Source organism: Bradyrhizobium sp. CCBAU 65884, from assembly GCF_028128835.1.
GTDB lineage: Bacteria > Pseudomonadota > Alphaproteobacteria > Rhizobiales > Xanthobacteraceae > Bradyrhizobium > Bradyrhizobium ottawaense.
In genome coordinates, this window is the sequence record NZ_LBJU01000109.1 from 23,009 (window position 1) to 46,650 (window position 23,642).

At 65.7% G+C, this 23,642-nt stretch carries 19 protein-coding genes and 2 pseudogenes; 14 read left to right on the forward strand and 7 right to left on the reverse strand.

What is annotated here, in order from left to right; translation table 11 throughout:
- The first annotated feature begins 55 nt into the window (after positions 1 to 55).
- Genes XI03_RS13400 through upp form a run of 3 tightly spaced genes read left to right on the forward strand, consistent with a single transcriptional unit; the run spans position 56 to position 3,239 of the window.
- On the forward strand, positions 56 to 1,312 hold the full coding sequence (locus XI03_RS13400; protein WP_095426719.1) for a GTP cyclohydrolase II: 1,257 nt from the start codon (positions 56 to 58) through the stop codon (positions 1,310 to 1,312).
- A 7-nt stretch (positions 1,313 to 1,319) separates the two neighbouring features.
- Complete coding sequence (locus XI03_RS13405) at positions 1,320 to 2,558, forward strand: URC4/urg3 family protein (RefSeq protein ID WP_271592387.1); 1,239 nt, start codon at positions 1,320 to 1,322, stop codon at positions 2,556 to 2,558.
- Between the two features lie 51 nt (positions 2,559 to 2,609).
- Complete coding sequence (gene upp / locus XI03_RS13410) at positions 2,610 to 3,239, forward strand: uracil phosphoribosyltransferase (protein WP_018317218.1); 630 nt, start codon at positions 2,610 to 2,612, stop codon at positions 3,237 to 3,239.
- A 7-nt stretch (positions 3,240 to 3,246) separates the two neighbouring features.
- Here the strand turns inward: upp and XI03_RS13415 are convergent, their stop codons facing one another.
- Together XI03_RS13415 and XI03_RS13420 are read right to left on the reverse strand one after the other, a co-directional pair.
- Positions 3,247 to 4,359, reverse strand: coding sequence for a M48 family metallopeptidase (locus tag XI03_RS13415; RefSeq protein WP_271592388.1), 1,113 nt, complete (start codon positions 4,357 to 4,359; stop codon positions 3,247 to 3,249).
- A gap of 3 nt (positions 4,360 to 4,362) precedes the next feature.
- On the reverse strand, positions 4,363 to 5,508 hold the full coding sequence (locus tag XI03_RS13420; RefSeq protein ID WP_038948237.1) for a YjgN family protein: 1,146 nt from the start codon (positions 5,506 to 5,508) through the stop codon (positions 4,363 to 4,365).
- A gap of 410 nt (positions 5,509 to 5,918) precedes the next feature.
- On the opposite strand from XI03_RS13420, the gene XI03_RS13425 reads away from it, so the two are divergent.
- Both XI03_RS13425 and XI03_RS13430 read left to right on the forward strand, forming a co-directional pair.
- Positions 5,919 to 7,184, forward strand: coding sequence for a cytochrome P450 (locus tag XI03_RS13425; RefSeq protein ID WP_212253594.1), 1,266 nt, complete (start codon positions 5,919 to 5,921; stop codon positions 7,182 to 7,184).
- Positions 7,185 to 7,368: 184 nt separating this feature from the next.
- Positions 7,369 to 8,643 carry a cytochrome P450 gene (locus XI03_RS13430; protein ID WP_271592389.1) on the forward strand — a complete coding sequence of 425 codons (1,275 nt, stop codon included), beginning with the start codon at positions 7,369 to 7,371 and terminating at the stop codon, positions 8,641 to 8,643.
- A gap of 299 nt (positions 8,644 to 8,942) precedes the next feature.
- Here the strand turns inward: XI03_RS13430 and XI03_RS13435 are convergent, their stop codons facing one another.
- Positions 8,943 to 9,863: a LysR substrate-binding domain-containing protein gene (locus tag XI03_RS13435; RefSeq protein WP_028140398.1), complete on the reverse strand. Its 921-nt coding sequence runs from the start codon at positions 9,861 to 9,863 to the stop codon at positions 8,943 to 8,945.
- Between the two features lie 125 nt (positions 9,864 to 9,988).
- Here XI03_RS13435 and XI03_RS13440 point away from each other — a divergent pair, with 125 nt between their 5' ends.
- The 3 genes from XI03_RS13440 to XI03_RS13450 are packed head-to-tail and all read left to right on the forward strand — an operon-like array spanning position 9,989 to position 13,139.
- On the forward strand, positions 9,989 to 11,158 hold the full coding sequence (locus XI03_RS13440; RefSeq protein ID WP_018317224.1) for an acyl-CoA dehydrogenase family protein: 1,170 nt from the start codon (positions 9,989 to 9,991) through the stop codon (positions 11,156 to 11,158).
- A gap of 10 nt (positions 11,159 to 11,168) precedes the next feature.
- Complete coding sequence (locus tag XI03_RS13445) at positions 11,169 to 12,272, forward strand: CaiB/BaiF CoA transferase family protein (protein ID WP_271592390.1); 1,104 nt, start codon at positions 11,169 to 11,171, stop codon at positions 12,270 to 12,272.
- A gap of 15 nt (positions 12,273 to 12,287) precedes the next feature.
- Entirely contained in the window at positions 12,288 to 13,139 is an 852-nt protein-coding gene (locus tag XI03_RS13450) for an FAS1-like dehydratase domain-containing protein (RefSeq protein ID WP_271592391.1), read from the forward strand.
- A 128-nt stretch (positions 13,140 to 13,267) separates the two neighbouring features.
- Here the strand turns inward: XI03_RS13450 and XI03_RS13455 are convergent, their stop codons facing one another.
- The gene (locus XI03_RS13455; RefSeq protein WP_240536470.1) at positions 13,268 to 13,786 is read right to left on the reverse strand and encodes a MarR family winged helix-turn-helix transcriptional regulator; all 519 of its coding nucleotides are present in this window, start codon (positions 13,784 to 13,786) and stop codon (positions 13,268 to 13,270) included.
- A gap of 125 nt (positions 13,787 to 13,911) precedes the next feature.
- On the opposite strand from XI03_RS13455, the gene XI03_RS13460 reads away from it, so the two are divergent.
- From XI03_RS13460 to mdlC, 3 genes and pseudogenes are all read left to right on the forward strand, one after another.
- Positions 13,912 to 14,823: an alpha/beta fold hydrolase gene (locus tag XI03_RS13460; protein ID WP_271592392.1), complete on the forward strand. Its 912-nt coding sequence runs from the start codon at positions 13,912 to 13,914 to the stop codon at positions 14,821 to 14,823.
- A 36-nt stretch (positions 14,824 to 14,859) separates the two neighbouring features.
- Positions 14,860 to 16,081, forward strand: a pseudogene (locus XI03_RS13465) (ABC transporter substrate-binding protein).
- 153 nt (positions 16,082 to 16,234) lie between these two features.
- Positions 16,235 to 17,863, forward strand: a complete 1,629-nt coding sequence (gene mdlC, locus XI03_RS13470; protein WP_212474875.1) for a benzoylformate decarboxylase — start codon at positions 16,235 to 16,237, stop codon at positions 17,861 to 17,863.
- A 57-nt stretch (positions 17,864 to 17,920) separates the two neighbouring features.
- Here the strand turns inward: mdlC and XI03_RS13475 are convergent, their stop codons facing one another.
- Positions 17,921 to 18,697, reverse strand: coding sequence for an SDR family NAD(P)-dependent oxidoreductase (locus XI03_RS13475; RefSeq protein ID WP_028140404.1), 777 nt, complete (start codon positions 18,695 to 18,697; stop codon positions 17,921 to 17,923).
- Between the two features lie 77 nt (positions 18,698 to 18,774).
- Between XI03_RS13475 and XI03_RS13480 the strand changes: the two genes are divergently transcribed.
- A complete protein-coding gene (locus XI03_RS13480) occupies positions 18,775 to 19,230 on the forward strand; it encodes a MarR family winged helix-turn-helix transcriptional regulator (RefSeq protein ID WP_271592393.1) in 456 nt (151 codons plus the stop codon).
- A gap of 190 nt (positions 19,231 to 19,420) precedes the next feature.
- Here the strand turns inward: XI03_RS13480 and XI03_RS13485 are convergent.
- Positions 19,421 to 20,215 (reverse strand): annotated as a pseudogene (locus XI03_RS13485) (SDR family oxidoreductase).
- A 53-nt stretch (positions 20,216 to 20,268) separates the two neighbouring features.
- Positions 20,269 to 20,964, reverse strand: coding sequence for a PAQR family membrane homeostasis protein TrhA (gene trhA / locus XI03_RS13490; protein ID WP_095426727.1), 696 nt, complete (start codon positions 20,962 to 20,964; stop codon positions 20,269 to 20,271).
- 178 nt (positions 20,965 to 21,142) lie between these two features.
- Here trhA and XI03_RS13495 point away from each other — a divergent pair, with 178 nt between their 5' ends.
- Positions 21,143 to 22,612 (forward strand): YcjX family protein, encoded by a 1,470-nt coding sequence (locus XI03_RS13495; RefSeq protein WP_271592394.1) that lies wholly within the window; start codon positions 21,143 to 21,145, stop codon positions 22,610 to 22,612.
- Positions 22,609 to 23,637, forward strand: coding sequence for a YcjF family protein (locus XI03_RS13500; RefSeq protein ID WP_028140408.1), 1,029 nt, complete (start codon positions 22,609 to 22,611; stop codon positions 23,635 to 23,637). The genes XI03_RS13495 and XI03_RS13500 overlap by 4 nt, the downstream gene beginning before the upstream one ends.
- The last annotated feature ends 5 nt before the right edge of the window (positions 23,638 to 23,642 follow it).

The window sequence follows — 23,642 nt, forward strand, 5'->3', positions numbered from 1 at the left end:
CGACCGAGCCAGGCCCGTCCGAGCGGCGGGCCGTTGGCTTTTTGGGAGTTTGGTCATGAGCCGCGCGAACCGTACCGATCACATCCGCCTGACCTCCCATCCGGAGCCGGGCCGGAAGTCCGCCTTCCCGATCCACTGGGGCGCCCCTGACGCGCGCGCCCGCGGACCGATCATCGGCACGGTCTCGCGCGCCGGGGATCGCAACGTGATCGGCAGCCATGGCGGGTCCTATGCGATGTACCGCGCGCTCGCAGTGTCCGCCGGTGCGCTCGATCCGATTCGGAGGCCCGACCTCACCAACACCTTTCCGGCGGCAACCATCGGTCCGTTCGAGCAATGGCGCGATCCCGCCAAGATCGTCGCGCTCGATCCCTGGGGGCATCTGGTCGCGGAGAATTTCGGCAAGGAGATCGCAGAAGGCTCCGACATCCGCCCGAGCATCGCGGTGACGCGGGCGCGCCTGGACCTGCCGGAGATCCGCGAGGCGCTGGCTGCAAAACGCTTACGCGCCGACGGCGAGGTCGTGCATGCCAATGGCAGCGTCTCCGTGGTGAAGATCGCGATCGATCCGGTCTGGCACCTGCCCGGCCTTGCGGCGCGCTTCGGCACCGGCGAGACCGAGCTGCGGCGCACGCTGTTCGAGCAGACCGCCGGCATGTTCCCCGAGCTCGTCACGCGGCCGGACATGAAGGTGTTCCTGCCGCCGATCGGCGGTACCACGGTCTACATGTTCGGCGATGTGACGAAACTGCCGGACCATCGCACCAAGATCACCTGCCGCGTGCATGACGAGTGCAACGGGTCCGATGTGTTCGGCTCCGACATCTGCACCTGCCGGCCCTATCTCATCCACGGCATCGAGGAATCCGCACGCGGCGCGCAGGAAGGCGGGCTCGGGCTCGTCGTCTACAACCGCAAGGAAGGCCGCGCGCTCGGTGAGGTCACCAAATTCCTGGTCTACAACGCGCGCAAGCGCCAGGAGGACGGCGATGCGGCCGCCGCCTATTTCGAGCGCACCGAATGCGTCGCCGGCGTGCAGGACGCACGCTTCCAGCAGCTGATGCCGGACACGATCCACTGGCTGGGCCTGAAGCGCATCGACCGCTTCCTGTCGATGAGCGACATGAAGCACGACGCGCTGACCTCCCAAGGCATCGACATCGTCGAGCGCGTGCCGATCCCGCTGGAGCTGATTCCGGCCGATGCCCATGTCGAGATCGCCGCGAAGAAGGCCGCCGGCTATTACTCGACCGACATCGCGCCCGAGAAGGACGTGGACGGCGTGGTCGGGCGCTCGCTGGAAAAATACTGATCGCGCGATGTCGGACTCTTTGGAACGAGAAGCCCGCTCGCTGCTCAGCGCAGCAGCGGTTCGCGCGCGTGCCGGCGAGATGCTTGAGATCGGCCTTGCCGGCGGCTTGAGCCACTTCACGATCGATCTCGACCGCATGGACGGCGTTGCCGACGCCGTGATCGCGGTCACCCGAAAAGCCTATCCGACGCTGGACGTGCCCTTCCACGCGCGCTGGCGTCACTTCGTGCTCGGCGGCGTCTACCGCTGGGCGCGGCTTGCCGACGCTGCATTATGGCCGGATCGCGCGGCGCGGGCGCGGGCCGAGTTCGACCTCGCGATCGTCTCCGTCCTGCTCGATGCCGGTGCCGGCGCTGCGTGGCGCTATCGCGACGCGGTGACGGGCGAAGCCATCGGCCGCTCCGAGGGCCTTGCGATTGCGAGCCTCGACATGTTCGCGAGCGGGCTCTTTTCCGGCGATGCGCGTGCCCCGTTCAGGGCTGATGCGGATGTGCTCGCACTGCTGCCCCTCGCCTCCCTCACCTCAGCGTTTCAGGTCAGCGATGCCAACCCTCTGCTCGGCCTCGAAGGGCGTGCGGATCTGCTGCGGCGCCTGGGCGAGCATGTTGCGAACTACCCGGAGATTTTTGCACGGATCGACACGCCGCGGCCGGGCGGGCTGTTCGATCATATCGCAGCTCGCGCTGTGAGCGGCACCATTGCCGCGCCCGCCATCCTGACCGCCGTGCTGAACGAGCTCGGACCGATCTGGCCATCGCGGCTGGAGCTTGCAGGCGTCCCGCTCGGCGATTGCTGGCGCCACCCGGCGATCAAGGCGAACGACTCAACGGAGGGCCTCGTGCCCCTTCACAAGCTGTCGCAATGGCTGAGCTATTCGCTGATCGAGCCGTTGCAGCGCGCCGGCTTCGAGGTCACCGACATCGACGGCCTGACCGGGCTTGCCGAATACCGCAACGGCGGCCTGTTCGTCGATCACGAGGTGCTGCGCCTGCGCGATGCCGCCGATGCCGAGCGCGCACATGCGGTGGATTCGCTGCTCGTCGTGGAATGGCGCGCGCTCACCGTCGCGCTGCTCGATCGGCTTGCGGAGCGCATCCGCGCCAAGCTCGGTCGCTCGCCGGAGTCGCTGCCGCTCGCCAGCATCCTGGAAGGCGGCACCTGGGCCGCGGGCCGCGCCATTGCGTTTGCGCGCCGGCCCGATGGATCGCCCCCGCTCAAGGTCATCAGCGACGGCACGGTTTTCTAATCCTCGCTGCCGCTCACACATTCACTTGATGAATTTCAGGAGCATCCCATCATGGAAGGCGTCACGATCGTCGATCATCCGCTGGTGCAGCACAAGCTGACGCTGGTGCGGGACAAATCGATTTCAACAAAGTCGTTCCGCGAGCTGATCAAGGAGATCGGCATGCTCTTGTGCTATGAGGTGACGCGCGACCTGCCGCTCGCTGACACCGTCATCGAGACGCCGCTGGCGACGATGCATTCGGCCAAGATCGCCGGCAAGAAGCTGGTGTTCGTGCCGATGCTGCGCGCCGGCACCACCTTCGTCGACGGCATGATGGATTTGGTGCCGACCGCGCGCGTCGCCCATATCGGACTCTACCGCGAGCCGCACAGCTTTGCGGCGGTCGAGTATTTCTTCAAATCGCCGTCCGACCTCGGCGAGCGCCTCGCGATCGTGGTGACTCCGGTGGTCGCCACCGCCAACACGGCTGTCGCCGCCATCGACCGCCTGAAGGAGCGCGGCGCCAGGGACATCCGCCTCGCCTGCCTGATCGCCGCCCCGGAAGGCCTCGAACGGCTGCGCGGCTTGCATCCGGACGTGCCGATCTGGACCGCGGCGGTGGACGAGGGCCTCGACGAGAACGGGTTCATCCTGCCGGGCCTCGGCGACGCCGGCGACCGCGCTTACGGGACGCGGTAAGAGAAGTTCACACCTTCCCGCTGCCGCAAATCCCCTTCAGTGACTGCCATTCCTTGTCCGTCAGCAGCGGCGGGCCGCTGGCCGGGCGATCTTCCCTGGTCATGCGGGCGAGGCGGTCCTCGGTCAGCGGGTGGCTGGCGAGGATCGACGTGAGCGTGGAGCCGCCCTCCTTGCCGGTAATGCGGAACATCAGCTCGGCCGCGGGCTTCGGCGAACGGCCGAGCTTGTGCATGATCTCGATCGCGAACGTATCGGCGGCGGTCTCGGCCTCGCGCGAATAGGAGGCTTCGACGACGGTGCGCGAGGCAAAGATCACGGCGGATGAGCCGGTGACGTCGCCGAACAACAGGCCGATCAGGAATGAGGTGCCGCCGTTGTAGATCAGGCCGCGCATGTTGTCGTAATGCTTGAGATGGCCGAGCTCGTGGGCGAGGATGCCGGCGAGCTCGTCGGGGTTTTGCGCCTTGTCGAGCAGGCCCCTCAGCACGTAGACCTTGCCGCCGGGCAGCGCGAACGCGTTCGGCACCGCGGTCGGCAGCACGCCCGCCGTCATGGAATCGTCGTCGAGGCCGGCGGCATCGCGCAGGCGGTTGACCAGCTTTGTGAACGCGGCCTTGCCCGCGGGGTCTTCGCACACGCTGCGGCCGAAGATGGTCTTCACCTGGACTTCGGAGGCATCGCCGATGCGCCGCTCGATCGGTTTCGGCACCAGCGGCGCGAGGCGGTCGGCGGCGAGCGGCACGCCGAACAGCACGACGCAGACGATGGAGACGGTGGCGGCCACCGACCAGCCGACGATTTTTGCGACGCCGCGGCGCGAGGTCCGGTGCTCGTCGAGATGAGGGCAGCGGACGGTCACGTCTGCCGCGAGTACGGCATCGCGGATCTCGAGCCGCGCCAGCGGCGGCGCCGTGGTGCAAGCCAGACGCAATATCCCGGGCGGACTGTCGGCGCGGCGAATGTCGGCATAGGACCAGCGAACCGGCGTTCCGCCCTCCTCAAGGATCTCGAGCGCATCGGCGAACGTCAGCGTCACCTGCCGCCGGCGGCTCGACGTGCCGTCGAAGAAGATGGTCGGCTTGGCGGCCTGCGCCGGCGCCTCGGCAAATACGTCAGTCACAGCTCAGAATCCCGCGACATCGAGCCCGTCGGCAAAACCTTCGCCTAGCGCGCTGGCAAGTACGCCGCGCCCCTGCACATCCGACGCCGCGCCGATGTCGTGCACCTTGACGGTCTCCAGCACCTTGGCCCAGAGATCACGCTGAAGATAGACCCGCATGACGATGTTGATCGCAAGCGCCAGCGCGAGATAGCCGATCACCATCATCACCACCATCGGGATGCTCCTGGCGGCATTGTCGGAGCCGAACACCTGATCGGCCGGAACGCCGCTCAGCTGGACGACCGCTAAGGCGCTGCCGCCGAGATAGGCGGAGAACACCATCGAGAGCAGCGTCCACCAGCCGATCACCTTCCAGTACAGGCCGTAGAAGGCATCGTGCGGCAGGTCCGAGGACAGGCTGACGCCGCCGATGCGGATGCCGTCGAGCCACCAGCGCCACTCGCGCGCCTTGAATTCCGCATAGAAGAACGGCGCAAGCGGGAAGATCACCAGCGCGATCGGGCTGAGCAGCCACAGCCACCAACCGCGCTTGAAGAAGGTCCAGCCGTTGCCCTCAAAATCGCCGCGGAGATCGCCGTAATGGGTGTGCTGCATCTTGTAGCGTTCGAGCGCGGCCTCGCGCCAGGGCAGCGCCAGGCCGAGCGTCAGGAACACGAGCAAGCCCCACGCCATGGCGCGGAACGAATAGGCCCAGCCCGAGCCGTCCATCCAGAAGCGGACGCCGCGCCAAACGGTGCGCGTCAACCGGTAACGTCGCGCGCGAAAAATCGCGAACTGGCCGAAGGCGTAGAAGCCGATGAACAGCGGCGTCGAGGCAAACCCCTGCCAGCGCTCGAACTCGATGCCGATCAGGAAGTAGGCGAGGTAGATCGGCACCAGGATCGCGAGCGCGAACAGGAAGCCGACCAGCAGCTCCTTGGCGCGGCCGGTATATTCGGCGGCATCGCCGTCGATCGCGGTGTTCGCCCACAGATGACGACGGATGTCGGTGACGAGCCAGAACCGGTAGAAGCCGAAGGTGACCAGCTCCAGCATGGCACCCTTGGTGACCATTTTGCGGAACTCGGAGCGGTCACCGCTGAAATCGACCCGCGTGGGCGGCAGCGGCGGCGGTAAGGGCTCGGAGCCGATGGGGGTCCATTGCATGTCGTTCACGGCGGCAACCTCGGGATGCGGTCTTGATCGGGTCAAACTATAGATCAGAGGTTGGTCGGCCCCCAAGATGGCGGGGTTCGATTTACCTTGATTCCAGTCGGTTTCTGGCACGTTTTCACGACAAACGGTGTGCGGAGGGTCACGCTGATCGAGATCCCGTCAGCGTAATCCGGGATCGTGCCCCAAGCGACGCCGGCCCCGGATGACGCGGAGCCTGTCATCGGGCGGCGCTTTGCGCCGACCCGGTGGCTCCATTCGGGCTTCACATCCACCCTCTCGCAAAGGTTGGATGTGACAAAACTCTCCCTTGCTCCGGCGCAGATAACCGGCTGTAATTGCACATCAAATACCGCAGCGCAGAATTCAACGAGAACGCGCGGTACATGCCAGGGAGAACGGTCATGCATGGGACCATCGAGAGCGCGGCCAAGCTCGACGCCCTTCGCGAGCGCGCCACGACACTGCCGCTGGAGCAATTCGATCCGGGCGATCCGGAATTGTTCAGGACCGATACGTTCTGGCCGTATTTCGATCGGCTGCGCCGCGAAGATCCCGTGCACTACTGCAAGGACTCGATGTTCGGCCCGTACTGGTCGGTGACGCGCTACAACGACATCATGGAGATCGAGACCAACCATTCGGTGTTCTCCTCGGCCTCCTCCCTCGGCGGCATCACCATCCGCGACATCGATCCGGACCTGCGCCGCGAGAGCTTCATCTCGATGGACCCGCCGCGCCACGCCGCGCAGCGCAAGACCGTGGCGCCGATGTTCACGCCGACGCATCTGGACAATCTCGCCCTCAACATCCGCAAGCGCTCGGCCGAGTGCCTGGACAATCTGCCCCGCGGCGAGGTGTTCGACTGGGTCGACCGGGTCTCGATCGAGCTGACGACGCAGATGCTGGCGGTGCTGTTCGATTTCCCCTGGGAGGACCGCCGCAAGCTGACGCGCTGGTCCGACATCGCCACCACCATTCCCGGGCCTGACGGACTCGTCGCCACCGAGGACGAGCGGCAGGCCGAGCTGACCGAATGCGCCGGCTATTTCGCGCGGCTGTGGAAGGAGCGCATCGCGCAGCCGCCGAAGAGCGACCTGTTGTCGATGATGGCGCATGGCGCCGCGACCCGCGACATGGACGCCAAGAACTTCCTCGGCAATCTCGTGCTTTTGATCGTCGGCGGCAACGACACCACGCGCAACACCATGTCGGGCTCGCTCCACGCGCTGAGCCAGCATCCCGAGCAGTATCGCAAGCTGCGCGAAAATCCCGCTCTGCTCGACAGCTTCGTGCCCGAAGTGATCCGCTGGCAGACGCCGCTGGCGCATATGCGGCGCACGGCGCTCGCCGACTTCGAGTTCCGGGGCAAAGAGATCAAGAAAGGTGACAAGGTCGTGATGTGGTACGTCTCGGGCAACCGCGACGAGGAGGCGATCGAGAAGCCCTACGAATTCATCATTGACCGCGCCCGCCCGCGCACGCATCTGTCGTTCGGCTTCGGCATCCACCGCTGCGTCGGCCTCAGGCTTGCCGAACTCCAGCTCAAGATCATCTGGGAAGAGATCCTGAAGCGGTTCGATCATATCGACGTGGTCGGCGAACCCAAGCGGGTCTATTCGAGTTTCGTGAAAGGTCTGGAAGAACTGCCGGTGAAGATTGCGGCGTGAGACGAAAAACCCTCCCTCTCCCCGTTCTTACGGGGAGAGGGTCGGGGTGAGGGGCTCTCTCCCCGAAGACGGCGACAGCCGAATCGCAGAGAGTCCCCCTCACCCGGATCGCATCTAACGATGCGATCCGACCTCTCTCCGCAAGCGGGGCGAGGTGAAGGAAGAACCAACTGGAGCCACGACGATGAACATCCAAGCGCCGGTTAAAGTGGACAAGGCCGAACGCATGCGCAGGGCCCGCGAGGAGGCCTATGCGACGCCGTTGGCGCAATTCCACCCCGGCGCGCCCAGGCTGTTCCAGGACGACACGCTGTGGCCGTGGTTCGAGCGGCTGCGCAAGGAAGAGCCGGTGCATTACTGCACCAACGCGCCGATCGAGCCGTACTGGTCGGTGGTGAAATACAACGACATCATGCATGTCGACACCAATCACGGCATCTTTTCCTCGGACTCCACGCTCGGCGGCATCTCGATCCGCGACGTGCCGGAAGGCTACGACTATCCGAGCTTCATCGCGATGGACCAGCCCAGGCATTCGTCGCAGCGCAAGACGGTGTCGCCGATGTTCACGCCGACACATCTGGACGAGCTGGCAAAGCTGATCCGGCAGCGCTCGCAGACCGTGCTCGACAATCTGCCGCGCAACGAGACCTTCAACTTCGTCGAGCGCGTCTCGATCGAGCTGACGACGCAGATGCTCGCGACCCTGTTCGACTTCCCCTGGGAGGAGCGGCGCAAGCTGACGCGCTGGTCGGACGTTTCGACCGCGCTGCCCAAGAGCGGCATCGTCGCCTCCGCCGAAGAGCGCCGCCGCGAGATGGACGAGTGCTACGCCTACATGTCAAAGCTGTGGAACGAGCGCGTCAACTCCGCACCGCGCAACGATCTGCTGTCGCTGATGGCGCACAACGATGCCACGCGCCACATGGACCCCGACAACCTCATGGGCAACATCATCCTGCTCATCGTCGGGGGCAACGACACCACGCGCAACACCATGACCGGCTCGGTGCTGGCGCTGAGCGAGAACCTGGAGCAATACGACAAGCTGCGCGCCAATCCGGAGCTGATCGACTCCATGGTGCCCGAGGTGATCCGCTGGCAGACGCCGCTGGCGCATATGCGCCGCACCGCCTTGCAAGACACCGAGATCGGCGGCAAGCACATCAGGAAGGGCGACCGCGTGGTGATGTGGTACGTCTCCGGCAACCGCGACGAGGAGATGTTCGACAGGCCGAACGACTTCATCATCGACCGTCCGCGCCCGCGCACCCACCTCTCCTTCGGCTTCGGTATCCACCGCTGCGTCGGCATGCGCCTCGCCGAGCTGCAGCTGCGCATCGTCTGGGAAGAGATGCTGAAGCGCTTCGACCGCATCGAGGTGGTCGGCGAGCCCAAGCGGATCTATTCGAGCTTCATCAAGGGGTACGAGACGTTGCCGGTGAGGATTCCGGGGTAGGCTCTAACCTCCGTCATTGCGAGCGAAGCGTCTTCTTCGCTCGTGTCCCGGACGCAGCGCGTAGCGGTGCGGCGCAGAGCCGGGACCCAGCAAGCAACGGCCCCGCTGCAACATGGGCCCCGGCTCTGCAGCGCATCACACACCGGACGATGCTTCGCATCGCCGGGCGTGCTGCGCTGCGTCCGGGGCACGAGAGCGGTATGTTGGCGTTCCAGCCCAGCTATAAAATTTCGGCATGACAGCTCGCGCCAGATGCGATGGCCGGGCGGCGCGCGGCTGTTCTACGACACGAGCCGCATCTAACTCAATTTGATATCCCACACGCCTTCCTTGCGGCAGGCGGCGACTTCCTCGCGCAGAAGCGCCGTGACGGCGAGCGAGGCCGTCGAGACCGGGCGGTCGATCGGAGAAGCGAAAATGAGCTCGCGCGTCATCGGCTTGGAGACGACAGCGGTTTCCAGCCGCCCGTCCGCGACCTCGCCGTGGACCGACGACGGCGGCAGCAGTGCGAAGCCGAGCCCCTCCTCGACCAGGCTGGTCAGCACGCGGAACGAATCCGCCTCGAGCTGGACGTCGAGCTTGATCTTGCGCTGGGCGGCCGCGTGCTCGATCAGCGCACGGAGGCCGTGCGAGTGAGAGGGCAGCACCAGCCGTTGCCGCAGCAGCCAGCCGATGTCGACGCTCTTCTTGCGCGCGAGGCCGCAGCCGCGCGGGCCGACCGCGACGATGTTGTCGCGCCCCAGGCTCTCCACGTTGAGATGCAGATCGGCCGAGCGGCCATAGAGGATGGCGAGATCCATCTCGCCGCGATGCAGCCATTCGACCAGATGGCCGCTGTAGCTCTCGACGATGCGCAGCGAAATGCCGGGAAATTTTTCGACGCAGCGCCGCGCAAAGCGCGCCGACAGCACGCAGCTCACGGTTGGAACCAGGCCAAGCACGACCTGGCCGGACGGCGGCCCCTGGGACGACTGGATATCGTCGCGGATCTGGTCGATCTGACGCACGATGCCGGAGGTGCGCGCCAGCAGCAGGCGCCCGGCCTCTGTGAGCACCATGCCGCGGCCGTTGCGCGTGAAAAGCTCCGTGCGCAGCTCGTGTTCCAGCAGCTTGATTTGCCTGGAAAGCGCCGGCTGCGCCACGCGCAGCGTGTCGGAGGCCTTGCTCAGACTGCCGAGCTCCGCCACGCAACTGAAGGTCCTGAGCTGCCGGAAATCCATGCTTGCCAATCCTGGAAGGCTACTCCATACGCTATAACAAATGAGCATAGGGGGTTGGCGTTGTTTTCACAACGCCTGAGGATCGGCCGGCGTTATCTTAACTGCCGCTAAGAACTGGAAACGCCATGAGTGAAGAACACCACACCGAAGATTACGCCGACATCCGTGAAGCCGTCGCAAAGCTCTGCGCCCAGTTCCCCGGCGAATATTGGCGCAAGCTCGATCGCGAGATGGCCTATCCCAAGGCGTTCGTCGACGCGCTGACAGCGGCCGGCTATCTCTCGGTGCTGATCCCCGAGGAATATGGCGGTGCGGGGCTGAAGCTGTCCGCGGCGGCCGCGATCCTCGAAGAAATCCAGCGCGCGGGCTGCAACGGCGGCGGCTGCCACGCCCAGATGTACACGATGGGCACCGTGCTGCGACACGGCAACGCCGAGCAAAAAGCAAAATATCTGCCGAAGATCGCCAGCGGCGAATTGCGCCTGCAGGCCTTCGGCGTCACCGAGCCGACCAGCGGCACCGACACCTCCTCGCTGAAAACCTTCGCGCGCAAGGACGGCAACGACAGCTACATCGTCAACGGCCAGAAGATCTGGACCAGCCGCGCCGAGCATTCCGATTTGATGGTTCTGCTGGCGCGCACCACGCCGAAGGAGCAGGCCAAGAAGCGCACGGACGGCCTGTCGGTGTTCATCGTCGACATGCGCGAGGCCAAGAACAACGGCCTCGAGATCCGCCCGATCCGCACCATGATGAACCACGCCACCACCGAAGTGTTCTTTACCGACATGAAGGTGCCGGCGGAGAATCTGATCGGCGAGGAAGGCAAGGGCTTTCGCTACATCCTCTCCGGCATGAACGCCGAGCGTATCCTGATCGCGGCCGAATGCGTCGGCGACGCAAAGTGGTTCATCGCCAAGGCGACGAACTACGCCAAGGAGCGCAGCGTGTTCGGCCGGCCGATCGGCCAGAACCAGGGCATCCAGTTCCCGATCGCCAAGGCCTATGCCTCGATGCGCGCGGCCGAACTGATGGTGAAGGAAGCCACGCGCAAATACGAGGCCGGGCTCGACTGCGGCGCGGAGGCCAACATGGCCAAGATGCTGGCGGCGGATGCGTCCTGGGAGGCGGCGAACGCCTGCATCCAGACCCATGGCGGCTTCGGCTTCGCCGAGGAATACGACGTCGAGCGCAAATTCCGCGAGACGCGGCTCTATCAGGTGGCGCCGATCTCGACCAACCTCGTGCTCTCCTTCGTTGCCGAGCATGTGCTCGGCATGCCGCGCTCGTACTGAGGCCATCATCATGGGAGCATTGGACGGGATCAGGGTGATTGCGGTCGAGCAGGCGGTGGCGGCGCCGTTCTGCTCCTCGCGCCTGGCGGATGCCGGCGCGGAGGTGATCAAGATCGAGCGGCCCGAAGGCGACTTCGCCCGCGGCTATGACGCGGCGGCCAAGGGCCAGAGCAGCTATTTCGTCTGGCTCAACCGCGGCAAGCAATCGGCGGTGGTGGATCTCGCAACGAAAGAAGGCTGCGCCGAGCTGGAGAAGCTGATCGCCAGCGCCGACGTGCTGATCCAGAACCTCAAGCCGGGCTCGATGGACAAGCTCGGTTTTTCGCGCGAGCGGCTGCTGAAGGACTATCCGAAGCTGATTTCCTGCACGATCACCGGCTATGGCGACGAAGGTCCCTACGCGCATCGCAAGGCCTATGATCTGTTGATCCAGGCCGAGAGCGGCCTGGCCTCGATCACCGGCAACCCTGATGGCGCCTCGCGCGTCGGCATGTCGATCGTGGACGTCGCGACCGGCGCGACCGCGCATGCGGCGATCCTGGAGGCGCTGATCGGGCGCGGGCGTACCGGCAAGGGCTGTGACATCCGCATCTCCATGTTCGACGTGATGGCGGACTGGTGCACCGTGCCGCTGCTCAACTCCGAAGCCGGCAATCCACCCAAGCGCATGGGGCTGCGGCATCCCTCGATCGCGCCCTATGGCGTGTTCACGTCGAAGGACGGCAAGGACATCCTGATCTCGATCCAGAGCGAGCGCGAGTGGAAGACGCTCTGCGTGAAGGTGCTGGATCAGCCGGACCTGCCCGCCGATCCGCGCGTCGCCAATATGGTCGAGCGCGTACGCAACCGCGACTTCACCGATACGACGGTGGCGGATATCTTCGGCAAGATGACGCGCGACGAGCTGCTCAAGCGGCTGTCGGATGCCGATATCGCCTTTGCCGAGGTCAACACCATGGCCGACCTCACCAACCACCCGCATCTGCGCCGCATCGAGGTCGACACGCCGCAGGGACGCGTCAGCTATCCCGCGCCGGCGCCGATCGTCGTCGGCGAAACGCGCGCTTACGGCGCTGTGCCCGCCATCGGCGAAAACCCAAAGTCCAAGACGTAAGAAGAGCGAGGCGTCATGACCGAGAAGCTCGACATCGATTACTTGCGGCAATGGATCGGCCGCAGCACGGAGGCCACCGACATCGTCACCGCGCAGCTCGTGATGGGCCTGCGCGCGACGCTGTTCCAGGAGGTCGGCGAGCCCAGGAAAGGCGACACCGCGCCGTTCACGGTGCATTGGTGCCTGGCGCAGCCGGTGTTTCCGATGTCGATGCTCGGGCCTGACGGCCACCCCACCCGCGGCGGCTTCCTGCCGCCGGTGCCGCTGCCGCGCCGGATGTGGGCCGGCGGCGAGATCGAGTTCCTGCAGCCGCTGCAGGTCGGCGATGAATCGACTCGGACCTCGCGCATCGCCGACGTGCAGGTGAAAACAGGCTCGACCGGCACGCTGTGCTTCGTCTCGGTCGAGCACAGCATCTCCTCGCCGCGCGGCGTCGCCATTCGCGAGCGGCAGGACATCGTCTATCGCGAGATGACGAGCAGCGCGCCGGCTGGCGCCAAGGCCCCGCCTCCGCCGCCGAAGGCGCAGCACCGCGAGACCCATGTCTCCGACCCCGTGCTGCTGTTTCGCTATTCCGCGCTGACCTTCAACGGTCACCGCATCCATTACGACCGCGACTACGTCACCAAGGTCGAGGGCTATCCGGGCCTGATCTTCCACGGCCCGCTGCAGGCGGCGCTGATCATCGAGCTGGCCGCGAAGCTGCACGGCGGCGAGGCGCCGAAGAAGTTCACCTATCGCGGCCTGCAGCCGCTGTTCGAGGGCACGGAGTTCTCGGTCAACGCCAACGAGACCACTGATGGCATGGAGCTGTGGACCGCGAATGCGGAAGGGCAGCCGACGATGAAGGGCACGGCGGTTTGGTGAGGGACGTCCCGTCGTTCCGGGGCGGTCCGCAGGATCGGACCTCAGGTGCGCAAATTGCGCACCGGGGAATCGCGAGATTCCGGGTTCGCCTCGCGCCCCCCGGCATGACGCCGCCAGGAGCGCGCCCTTCACAATTCATCGAGCGCCGTCCACTGCGGGACATGCTCGGCCAGCTTATCGAGCAGACCTTCGAACACCTTGCGTTCGGACACGCTGAGGCATGACAGCATCGCCCGTTCGCGCTCGCGCAAGGTGGGGATGTATCTGGCATAGAGCGTGCGTCCGGCTGGCGTCAGATACAGACGCTGGCGGCGATTGTCGTTCTTGTCGACGTCGCGACGCAACAGCTTCTTCTTTTCCAGCGCAATGATCCCGCGGCTGATATTGGCCTTGAGATGACCGGAAAACTCGCAGATCTCGCTGGCGGTCACGCCCTCGCGAAAACTCAGGAAGATGAGCGTGACGATCTCCGGACGTGTGATGCCGAGCTCCATCTCGATCTTCCGAAACGACGGCTCACGGTAGAAATTCAGGACGTAACCCATCTTGTAGGCGATCCTGACTTCGGTGCCGCCGAGCACGTCCCTGGCGCGGTCGGCGCTTTCCCCTGAATTGGGCCGGGTCGCGTCTTTGCTAGATCGTCTCATATGTGACTTTCTCATTGCCTTTCGGATTGATCTCATCCTAACATCGCAGCGGAATAGAACAGAACTCTGGGAGATCGCCGGCTGTGAACAAGGCGGGACCTGTCGCGTCCGCGCGACGGAGGCATTTGCTGCGCGCGCAGGGGCCATCGTGCTTCTACGCAGGGACTGAGGTGCATCCGATCTATGTCGATCACGTCCGACCGCCCGAGGGCGGAACCGAGCGGACGCCCGTCGTGATGGTACATGGCGCTGCGCACACCGGCGCCTGCTACATGGCGACGCCTGATCTGCGGCCGGGCTGGGCGCCACGATTCGCAGGTACCGGCCGCCATGTGTTCGTGCCTGATTGGCCCGGCCATGGCCGCTCGCCACAGCGGGCGGATTTTCCGACGCTTGGCAGCGCCGACGTCGCCAACTCGTTGCTCGCACTGCTGGAGGAGATCGGCCCCGCCGTATTGCTGGTGCATTCCGCGAGCGGGCCGATGGCATGGTGGATGACCGAGCGACGGCCCGATCTGGTCCGCGCCGTCGTCGGCATCGCGCCGGGCCCGCCCGCCGATTTGCTGAAGGATCTGCCCGACGATCCGGCCGCGCTTGCAGCGCTACGCGACGACGCCAGCGTCGGTCGGCCGGTGCATGCCGCCGAGGATCGGCCCGTCTGGCTGAACGCCGAATTCGCCGCTTCTTCCTGGGCGAACACATCGCGATTTCCGCAACATGCGTTCAAGCACTATTTCGCGTCCATCGTGCCCGAAAGCCCGCGTATCCTGAACGAGCGCTTCAACATCGGCGGACGCGGCCTCCGCGTCGGCGATCTCAACAGACTCGGCAACCATCGCATCCTGATCGTCACCGGCGAGCTGGATCCGCGTCATCCACGCGAGGTGGACGCTGCGACCGCGGCCTATCTCGATGCCGACTTCATCTGGCTGCCGGATCGCGGCATCACCGGCAACGGCCACATGATGATGATCGAGGACAACAGCGATGATCTCGCCGCGCTGGTCCTCGATTGGCTCGCTGCGGCGGGCTGCTGACCCGACAAGACACGAGAAGATCTGGAGGAGATGAAGATGAGATCGAACCTGCTCGGCGCGGCCCTGATCGCGCTGATCGTTCCGATTGCGGCACAGGCGGAAGTCTCGGGTGGCGTCGTCAAGATCGGCGTCCTGACCGATATGGCTGGTGTAACCGCTGATGTCACCGGCAAGGGTTCGCTTGTCGCCGCCGAGATGGCGGTTCGCGAGTTCAGCGGCACCGTGCTCGGCAAGCCGGTTCAGGTGATCTCAGCCGATCATCAGCACAAGCCCGACATCGGCACCGGAATTGCCCGCCAGTGGTTCGATGTCGAGGGCGTGGATGCGATCGTCGACGTACCGAATTCCGGTGTCGCGCTCGCGATCCAGGGCCTCGCGCGCGAAAAGAAGAAGATCGCGCTCTATTCCGGCGCGGGCACGACGGCACTAACCAACGAGCAGTGCTCGCCGTTCGGCGTGCACTGGACCTACGACACCTACGCGGTCTCGCACGGAACGGCCTCGGCAGTCGTCGAGGCCGGCGGTACGACGTGGTTCTTCCTCGCCGCCGATTATGCCTTCGGCCAGCAGTTGCAGAAAGACGCCAGCGACGTGATCGCGGCGGCCGGCGGCAAAGTGCTGGGCGCCGTCCGCCATCCGCCATCCGCTCAACACGCCGGATTTCTCCTCGTTCCTGCTCACCGCGCAGTCTTCCGGCGCCAAGGTCATCGGCATTGCCAATGCCGGTAACGACACCATCAATGCGATGAAGCAGGCCAACGAGTACGGGATCGTGAAGGGCGGGCAAAGTCTTGCGGCGATGATCCTGTTCTTGCAGGACATCCACACCCTGGGCCTGGAAGCCGCACAGGGCACGTATCTGACGACGGCATCGTACTGGGACATGAACGAGGCGACGCGCGCCTGGTCGAGGGAGTTCATGGTGAAGACCGGCGCGCCGCCGTCGATGCTGCATGCCGGCGTGTACGGCGCGGTGCGGCACTATCTGAAGGCTGTCACCCAGGCCGGCACCGACGACGCCGAGCGGGTCGCCGCCGCCATGCGCGCGATCCCGATCGACGACATCTTTTCGCAGGGCGCGACGCTGCGCGAAGACGGCCGCGTGACACGCACGATGTATCTGGCCCGCGTCAAGAAGCCTTCGGAGTCGAAATATCCCTGGGACTATCTGGAGATCGTGCGTCCGATTCCATCGGAACAGACCGCGTGGCCGCTCTCGGAGAGCAAGTGCCCACTGGTCAAGGGCGCCACGCGCTAGCGCCCCAGCATCACACGCAGCCTCATCTTGACTTCGCCAAGCAATCCACCGAGAGGTAGGTTGCTTTTGCCTGTGCTCAAAGGCCAAGGCGGACAAATCGTCGCTCATGCTCGGCACGGCGACGGAACACAAGAAGATCAGGGGAGCCGTCCGATGTCGTCCCGCAAGCCCGCCGCGACAAAAAGCAAGTCCGTCACCGTCAAGCAGGCGACGCTCGACCTGCTGCGCTCGTTCGGCATCACAAAAGTGTTCGGCAATCCTGGTTCAACCGAGCTGCCGTTCCTGAGCGACTGGCCCGATGACATCGACTACGTGCTGGCGCTGCAGGAAGCCTCCGCCGTCGGCATGGCCGACGGTTACGCGCAAGCGACCCGCAATGCCGGCTTCGTCAATCTGCATTCGGCCGCCGGCGTCGGCAACGCGCTCGGCAACATCTACACCGCGCATCGCAACCAGACCCCGCTGGTGATCACCGCGGGCCAGCAGGCGCGCTCGATCCTGCCCTTGCAGGCCTTCCTCTATGCCGAGCGCGCGTCGGAGTTTCCGCGGCCTTACGTGAAATACAGCGTCGAGCCGGCGCGGCCCGAGGACGTGCCGGCTGCGATCGCGCGCGCTTATTACACCGCGATGCAGCCGCCGTGCGGGCCGACCTTCGTGTCGATCCCGATCGACGACTGGGCGCATGCCTGCGCGCCGTCCGAGGCGCGCAAGGTCAGCCGGGAAATCGGCCCCGAGCTTGAGCCGATGAAGGCACTGGTCGCCGCGCTCGGCTCCGCAAGGCACCCTGCCCTCGTCGTCGGCCCCGGCGTCGACCGCGCCGGCGCGGTAGACCTGATGGTGGGCGTCGCCGAGAAGGCGAAGGCCAGCGTCTGGGTCAGCCCGTTCTCGGCACGCTGCTCGTTCCCCGAGCGGCATCCGCAATTCGCCGGCTTCCTGCATGCCTCGCCGGCGCAACTCTCCGACGCACTGCGTGAGCATGATCTCATCGTCGTGATCGGTGCGCCCGTGTTCACCTTCCATGTCGAGGGCCATGCCGCGATCTTCGATGGTAGCGCGACGATCTTTCAGATCACGGATGACCCGGATGCGGCGGCTGTGACGCCCGTCGGCACCAGCATCATCGCCACCATGAAGCCGGCACTGAGCACGCTGCTCGACCTGCTGCCGGAGAGCAAGCGCGCCACGCCGAACGGCCGCACACTGCCGCCGGCGCCGCAAGCTGCCGATCCGCTGCCGGTCGAGTTCCTGCTGCATTCGCTGTCGCAGGCGATGCCGGATGGTGCGTCAGTCGTCGAGGAAGTGCCCTCGCACCGGCCGGCGATGCAGAAGTTCATGCCGATGCGCGGCCAGGACAGTTTTTACACCATGGCGAGCGGCGGCCTCGGCTATTCCCTGCCCGCCGCCGTCGGCATGGCGCTCGGCAAGCCGAACAGCCGCACGGTCTGCCTGATCGGCGACGGCTCGGCGATGTACTCGATCCAGGCGCTGTGGACCGCCGCGCAGCGCAAGCTGCCGCTGACCATCGTCGTCATCAACAATTCCGGCTACGGCGCGATGCGCTCATTCAGCCAGGTCATGCAGGTGCGCAATGTGCCGGGGCTGGAGCTGCCGGGGATCGATTTCGTCCGGCTCGCCGAAGGCATGGGATGTCACGCGGTGCGGGTGACGAAGGCGGCTGAGCTCGGCAAGGCGCTGAAGCGCGGGATGGCGTTTGAGGGGACGAGCCTGGTCGAGGTCGTCGTGGATTCGGCGGTGCCGGTGCTCTACGGGCAGAAGCATTGAGTTGTCGTCCCGGCGAAGGCCGGGACGACATCGAGTTTGCCGCACCACCGCTGCCAACTACGACGCCAGAAATCCCCCGTCCGCCGCCAGCACGTGCCCGACGACATACGACGACGCATCCGACGACAGCCACACCACGGCCTCCGCCACCTCCTCCGGGCTCCCCATCCGCCGCAGCGGCAGGCCAGCACTCACCGTTGCGATGTCGCCGACGCCGGCGCGCAGCATCATGTCGGTGACGACGCGGCCCGGCGCGATGGCATTGATGCGGATGCCGCGCGGGGCATTCTCCAGCGCGGCCGAGCGCGTTAGCGAGATCGCGGCGGCCTTCGAGGCCGAATAGAGCGAGAAGCCGGGATTGGGATTGCGCACGCCGCTGACGGAAGCGTTGACGACGATGCTGCCGCGCCCTTGCGCCAGCATCGCCGGCAGTTGGTGGCGCAGGCACAGGAACAGCGCGCGGACATTGGTGTCGAACACGCTGTCGTAGATGTCAGTGCCCTGCTGTTCCAGCGGCGCGCGGCGCTCCTGGAAGCCGGCATTGTTGAAGGCGACGTCGAGCCGGCCGCAACGTTCGATGGCGGTGCGGACGAGGCGCGCGACGTCGTCCTCGCGCGTGATGTCGGTCTTGAGCGCGATCGCCTCCGCACCGAGCTCGCGGCATGAAGCGGCGGTCGCCTCGATCTCGGCCTCGCGCCGGCCCGCCACGATGATCGCCTCGGCGCCCTCGGATGCCATCCGCAACGCTGTGGCGCGGCCGATGCCGGTGCCGCCGCCCGTGACGAGGCAGACCTTGCCATTCATCCGCATCGCCGTCGGCAAAGCTCCGCCCATGGCTCACTCCAAAACGCTTGCGTGCGCCGCGTTGCGCCTATAGTTGTATGATACAACTATAGGCGAGGAGTCAAGGGATGGCCGAGCTTGCGCTCATCGACGACATTCGCGCCGCCTCGCGGTTGATGGTGCGCGAGCTCGGCTTCATGGATGCGACGGTGGCGGCCTCGGACTATCCGCCCTCGGCCGTGCACACGATCCTGGAGATCGGCATCCGCGGCCCGATGACATCAGGCGAGCTCGGCGATTTCCTGCGGCTGGAGAAATCCAGCGTCAGCCGCCTGGTGCGCAAGCTGATCGATTGCGGCGAGCTCAGGGAGACGCCGGATGAGGCCGATGCACGCAGCAAGCTATTGTCGCTGACCGCGAAGGGGCGGCGCACGCTGGAGGGGCTGCACGCGTTCGGCCGGCAGCAGGTGCGCGGCGCGCTGGCGGCGCTGACGGCGGCGGAACAGCGCACGGTGCGCGAGGGCATGATGCTCTATGCGCGGGCGCTCAGGCAGAGCCGGGGGGAGGAGACGTTGCCTCGGTAACCACCGGTGTCGTCCCTGCGAACGCAGGGCCATACCGCGTGATTTATCCGTAAAGCGCAGGTGTCAGTACCGCGCGCAAGAACATCTACCAGTGTTCGCCAAACTTCTCCCTGTGGTTATGGGTCCCTGCTTTCGCAGGGACGACAGCGAGCTTTTGGCGCGAGTGTAGGTCGGCTCACCGACCTGAAGGTCACTTCCCGAAATCCTCCCGCATCCTGGCCTGGATCTTGGCCATGCCGCCGATCCAGCGATCATAATTCTCGGTCTTCTTGCGCATATAGCCGAGCACTTGCGGATGCGGCAGGATCAGGAACGTCTCCTGCTCGAGGCCGGCGAGCACGTCTTTCGCGACCTACTCGGGCGTGAGATCGCCGTCGCCGGATTGCGGGCCTTTCGGGATCGAGCGCAGCATGTTGGTGTCGACACCCTGCGGGCAGAGGATCGAGACCTTGATGTTGTCAGCCTTGTGCGAGATCGCGAGATTCTCGGCAAAGCCGACCGCGGCGTGCTTGGTGGTGGAATAAGCGGGGCTGCCGACCTGCGACAGCAGGCCCGCGGCCGAGATCGTGTTGAGGAAATAGCCGCCGCCGCGCGCCTTCATGCGCGGGATCAGATGCCGCGCCGCATAGACATGGGCCATGACGTGGATCGCCCAGCTGCGCTGCCACGGCTCGTCGGAGGCTCCGCCGGCATTGACCGACATCGGATCGAAGCCGCCGCCGATGCCGGCATTGGAGCAGAACAGGGCGATGGGGCCGAACTGCCGCTCGGTCTCCTCGATGACGTGCGAGATGTCTTTCTCCTGCGCGACATCGCATTTGAAGGCCGCGCCATCCACCATGGCCGCGACCGCCCGCGCATTGGCGGCGTCCATGTCCGCGACGACGACCTTGGCTGCGCCCGCATTGTAAAACGCCTCGCACAGCGCATTGCCGATGCCGTTTGCGCCGCCCGTGACGACCACGACCTTGCCGGTCACCTGCATGCGACGTCTCCTCTTGTCTTATACCGCTTCTTGGAAGACCCCCTGGGTCTTGCTCAGCTCAACATGAGGTCGAGCACCGCGGTATAATGGCACGCCGCGCCGGCCAACACAAAGCCGTGCCAGATCGCATTCTGGAAACGCAGCCGCCGCCAGGCATGGAAGATCACGCCAAAGCTGTAGAGCAGCCCGCCCGCAAGGATGAAGCCCAGCACCAGCGCGGGCAGCGCCCGGACCACGGCGTCGTAGAGCATCACGCCGCTCCAGCCCATCGCGAGATAGATGCCGACCGAGACGCGGTCGAACCGGCCGGGATAGAAGAGCTTCAGCACGATGCCGAGGATGGCGACGCACCAGACGCCGGCGAGCAGCACCAGCGCGAATCCGCTGTCCTTCACCTCGAGGATGAACGGCGTATAGGTCGCCGCGATCAGCAGATAGATCGCGGAGTGGTCGAACCGCCGCAGCAGCCATTTGGCCGGCGACACCGGCCAGAGATTATAGGTCGCCGACAGCACCAGCATCGAGAGCAGGCCGGCGACATAGATCGAGACGCCGACGATGTCGGTCGCATCGGCATAGATCGCCGTCAGCACCACCAGCACGGTCGCGGCGATGAGGCCGGAGAGGACGCCGATCGCGTGGATGATTCCGTCGGCGATCAGCTCGGCGCGGTCGTAATTCCAGCCCATCACATCGGCTGCGGCGTGGACGGAGCTGGAGGCGAACTCTTTCAGTTGGAAGACGGTCATGGCAATCCGCAAGATGAGGCAATGTCCTCTTGTATGGGTCTTTCGGGATCGGCGCGTCGTTCAAACGGCTGATTTTCCGACAAAGACGGTGGAAGTATGGAGCTTGATTTTCTTCACGCAATTGCCACTTTTGTGATCGGTCACACAGTCCCGCCGCCCCCGATCCACTAACGTTCATATGGCATTCAGTTTCCAGGATATGGTCGAAGAAGCGCGCTTGTCCGCGCAGGCGCTGATCGACTATGGCGAGCACTTCTTCAACCCGACGGTGCGGTTAGGCGTTACCGGCCTGTCGCGGGCCGGCAAGACCGTGTTCATCACCGCGCTGATCCACGGCCTCACCCGCGGCGGCCGGTTTCCGGTGTTCGACGCTTACGCCTCGGGCCGGATCGCGCGGGCGCATCTGGCGCCGCAGCCCGACGATGCCGTGCCGCGGTTTGCCTATGAGAGCCATCTGCGCGCGCTGATCGAGGAGCGACGCTGGCCGAACTCGACCGTCGACATCAGCGAGCTCCGGCTCGTCATCGACTATCAGCGCCCGAACGGCGCCGACCGCACGCTGACACTCGACATCGTGGACTATCCCGGCGAGTGGCTGCTCGACCTGCCGCTGCTGCAGAAGAGTTTCGAGCAATGGTCGGCGGAGAGCCTGGTCTTGTCGCGCGAGGCGCCGCGCGCGCATCTTGCGGGCGAATGGCACGCGCATCTGGCAACGCTCAAGCCCGACGCGCGAGAGGACGAGCAAGCGACGCTGACGGCCGCAAAACTCTTCACCGATTATTTGCGCGCCTGCCGCGACGAGCGCTTCGCGATGAGCCTGTTGCCGCCCGGCCGCTTCCTGATGCCCGGCAATCTCGCAGGCTCCCCGGCACTGACCTTCGCGCCCCTCGAGGTGCCCGCAGGCGGCCAGGCGCCGGATGGGTCGCTGTGGGCGATGATGGTGCGCCGTTTCGAGGCCTACAAGGACGTCGTGGTGCGGCCGTTCTTCAGGGATCATTTTGCCCGGCTCGATCGCCAGATCGTGCTGGCCGATGCACTGTCCGCGTTCAACTCCGGACCCGAGGCGCTGCACGATCTCGAAGCAGCCCTCGCCGGCATTCTCGATTGCTTCAACATCGGCCGCAGCACGATCCTCTCCAGCCTGTTCCGTCCGCGCATCGATCGCATCCTGTTTGCAGCGACCAAGGCCGACCATCTGCACCATTCCAGCCACGACCGGCTCGAGGCCGTATTGCGCCGCGCCGTCTCGGGCGCCGTTGCGCGCGCGGAAAATACCGGCGCGGCGATCGACGTGGTGGCGCTCGCCGCGGTGCGCGCCACGAGAGAGGCTCAAGTCGCGCGCGGCCGCGACAAATTACCGTCGATCCTGGGAACACCGGCCGCGGGCGAGAGCGCCGGCGGTGAATTCTTCGACGGCAATACGGAGGTTGCGACCTTTCCGGGCGACCTGCCCCTCGATCCCGAGCCATTGTTCAACGGCAATGCCGCGTTCCGCGGCCTCGCGACCGAGTCCGCCGGGACAAGCGACTTTCGTTTCCTGCGCTTCCGCCCGCCCACGCTCGACCGCGAAGGCTCCGAGCCGCCGACGCTGCCTCACATTCGCCTCGACCGTGCCTTGCAGTTCCTGATCGGAGACAAGCTCGCATGAACGACCGATCGAAGCCACGGCGGCCGGCGACGTTCCGGCTCGACGATCCCGGCGTCGTCGTCACCGAAGCCGACGAGACCAGCCGGCTCAGCCGCGCCACCATCCAGATCACGCCGGAGCCCGATCCCCTGGCGCTTCCGGTCCCAGTTCAAGCGGCGCTGCCGGCGCGCCGCGGTTTTCCCTGGGGTACGCTGTTCTGGTCAGGCCTCGCCGGGCTGACGCTGCTCGGCACCGGGCTCGGCGTGGTGCATCTGATCGAGGACCTGTTCGCGCGCAGCGAAACGCTCGGCTATGTCGGTCTCGCCTTCGCGCTCGTCACCGCGCTCGCGCTTGCGGTGGTGATCGGCCGCGAGGCAGTCGGTCTGGCGCGGCTGGCGACGATCGAGCAGTTGCATGCGCGCGCCGCCGCTGTGCTCGCCAGCGACGACCGCAAGGAGAGCCGCGTCATCGTGCAGGATCTTCTCAAGATCGCGCACCAGAACCCGCAGCTCGCCCGCGCCCGCGCGACGCTGGAGAGCCACACCGGCGAGATCATCGACGGCGCCGACATGATCCGGCTCGCCGAACGCGAGTTGATGTCTCCGCTGGATGCGGAGGCGCGGCGTCTAGTGTCGTCAGCCGCGCAAAAGGTTTCGATCGTGACCGCGGTGAGCCCGCGCGCGGCGATCGACGTGCTGTTCGTGTTCGTCGCCGCGCTGCGCCTGATCCGCCAGCTCGCTTATCTCTACGGCGGGCGCCCCGGCGCGCTCGGCATGATCCGACTGCTCCGCCACGTCATTGCCCATCTCGCCATCACCGGCGGCATGGCCGCGAGCGACAGCCTGGTGCAGCAGATGCTCGGCCACGGCATCGCGGCAAAGCTGTCACAGCGGCTCGGCGAAGGCGTGCTGAACGGATTGCTGACGGCACGGCTGGGCCTGGCGGCGATCGACGTCACGCGTCCGCTGCCGTTCGCCGCGCTGCCGCCGCCCAAACTGTCGGATCTCGCGACGGATCTCTTGCGGAAGAAGGACGACGAGGCGTAGCTTCT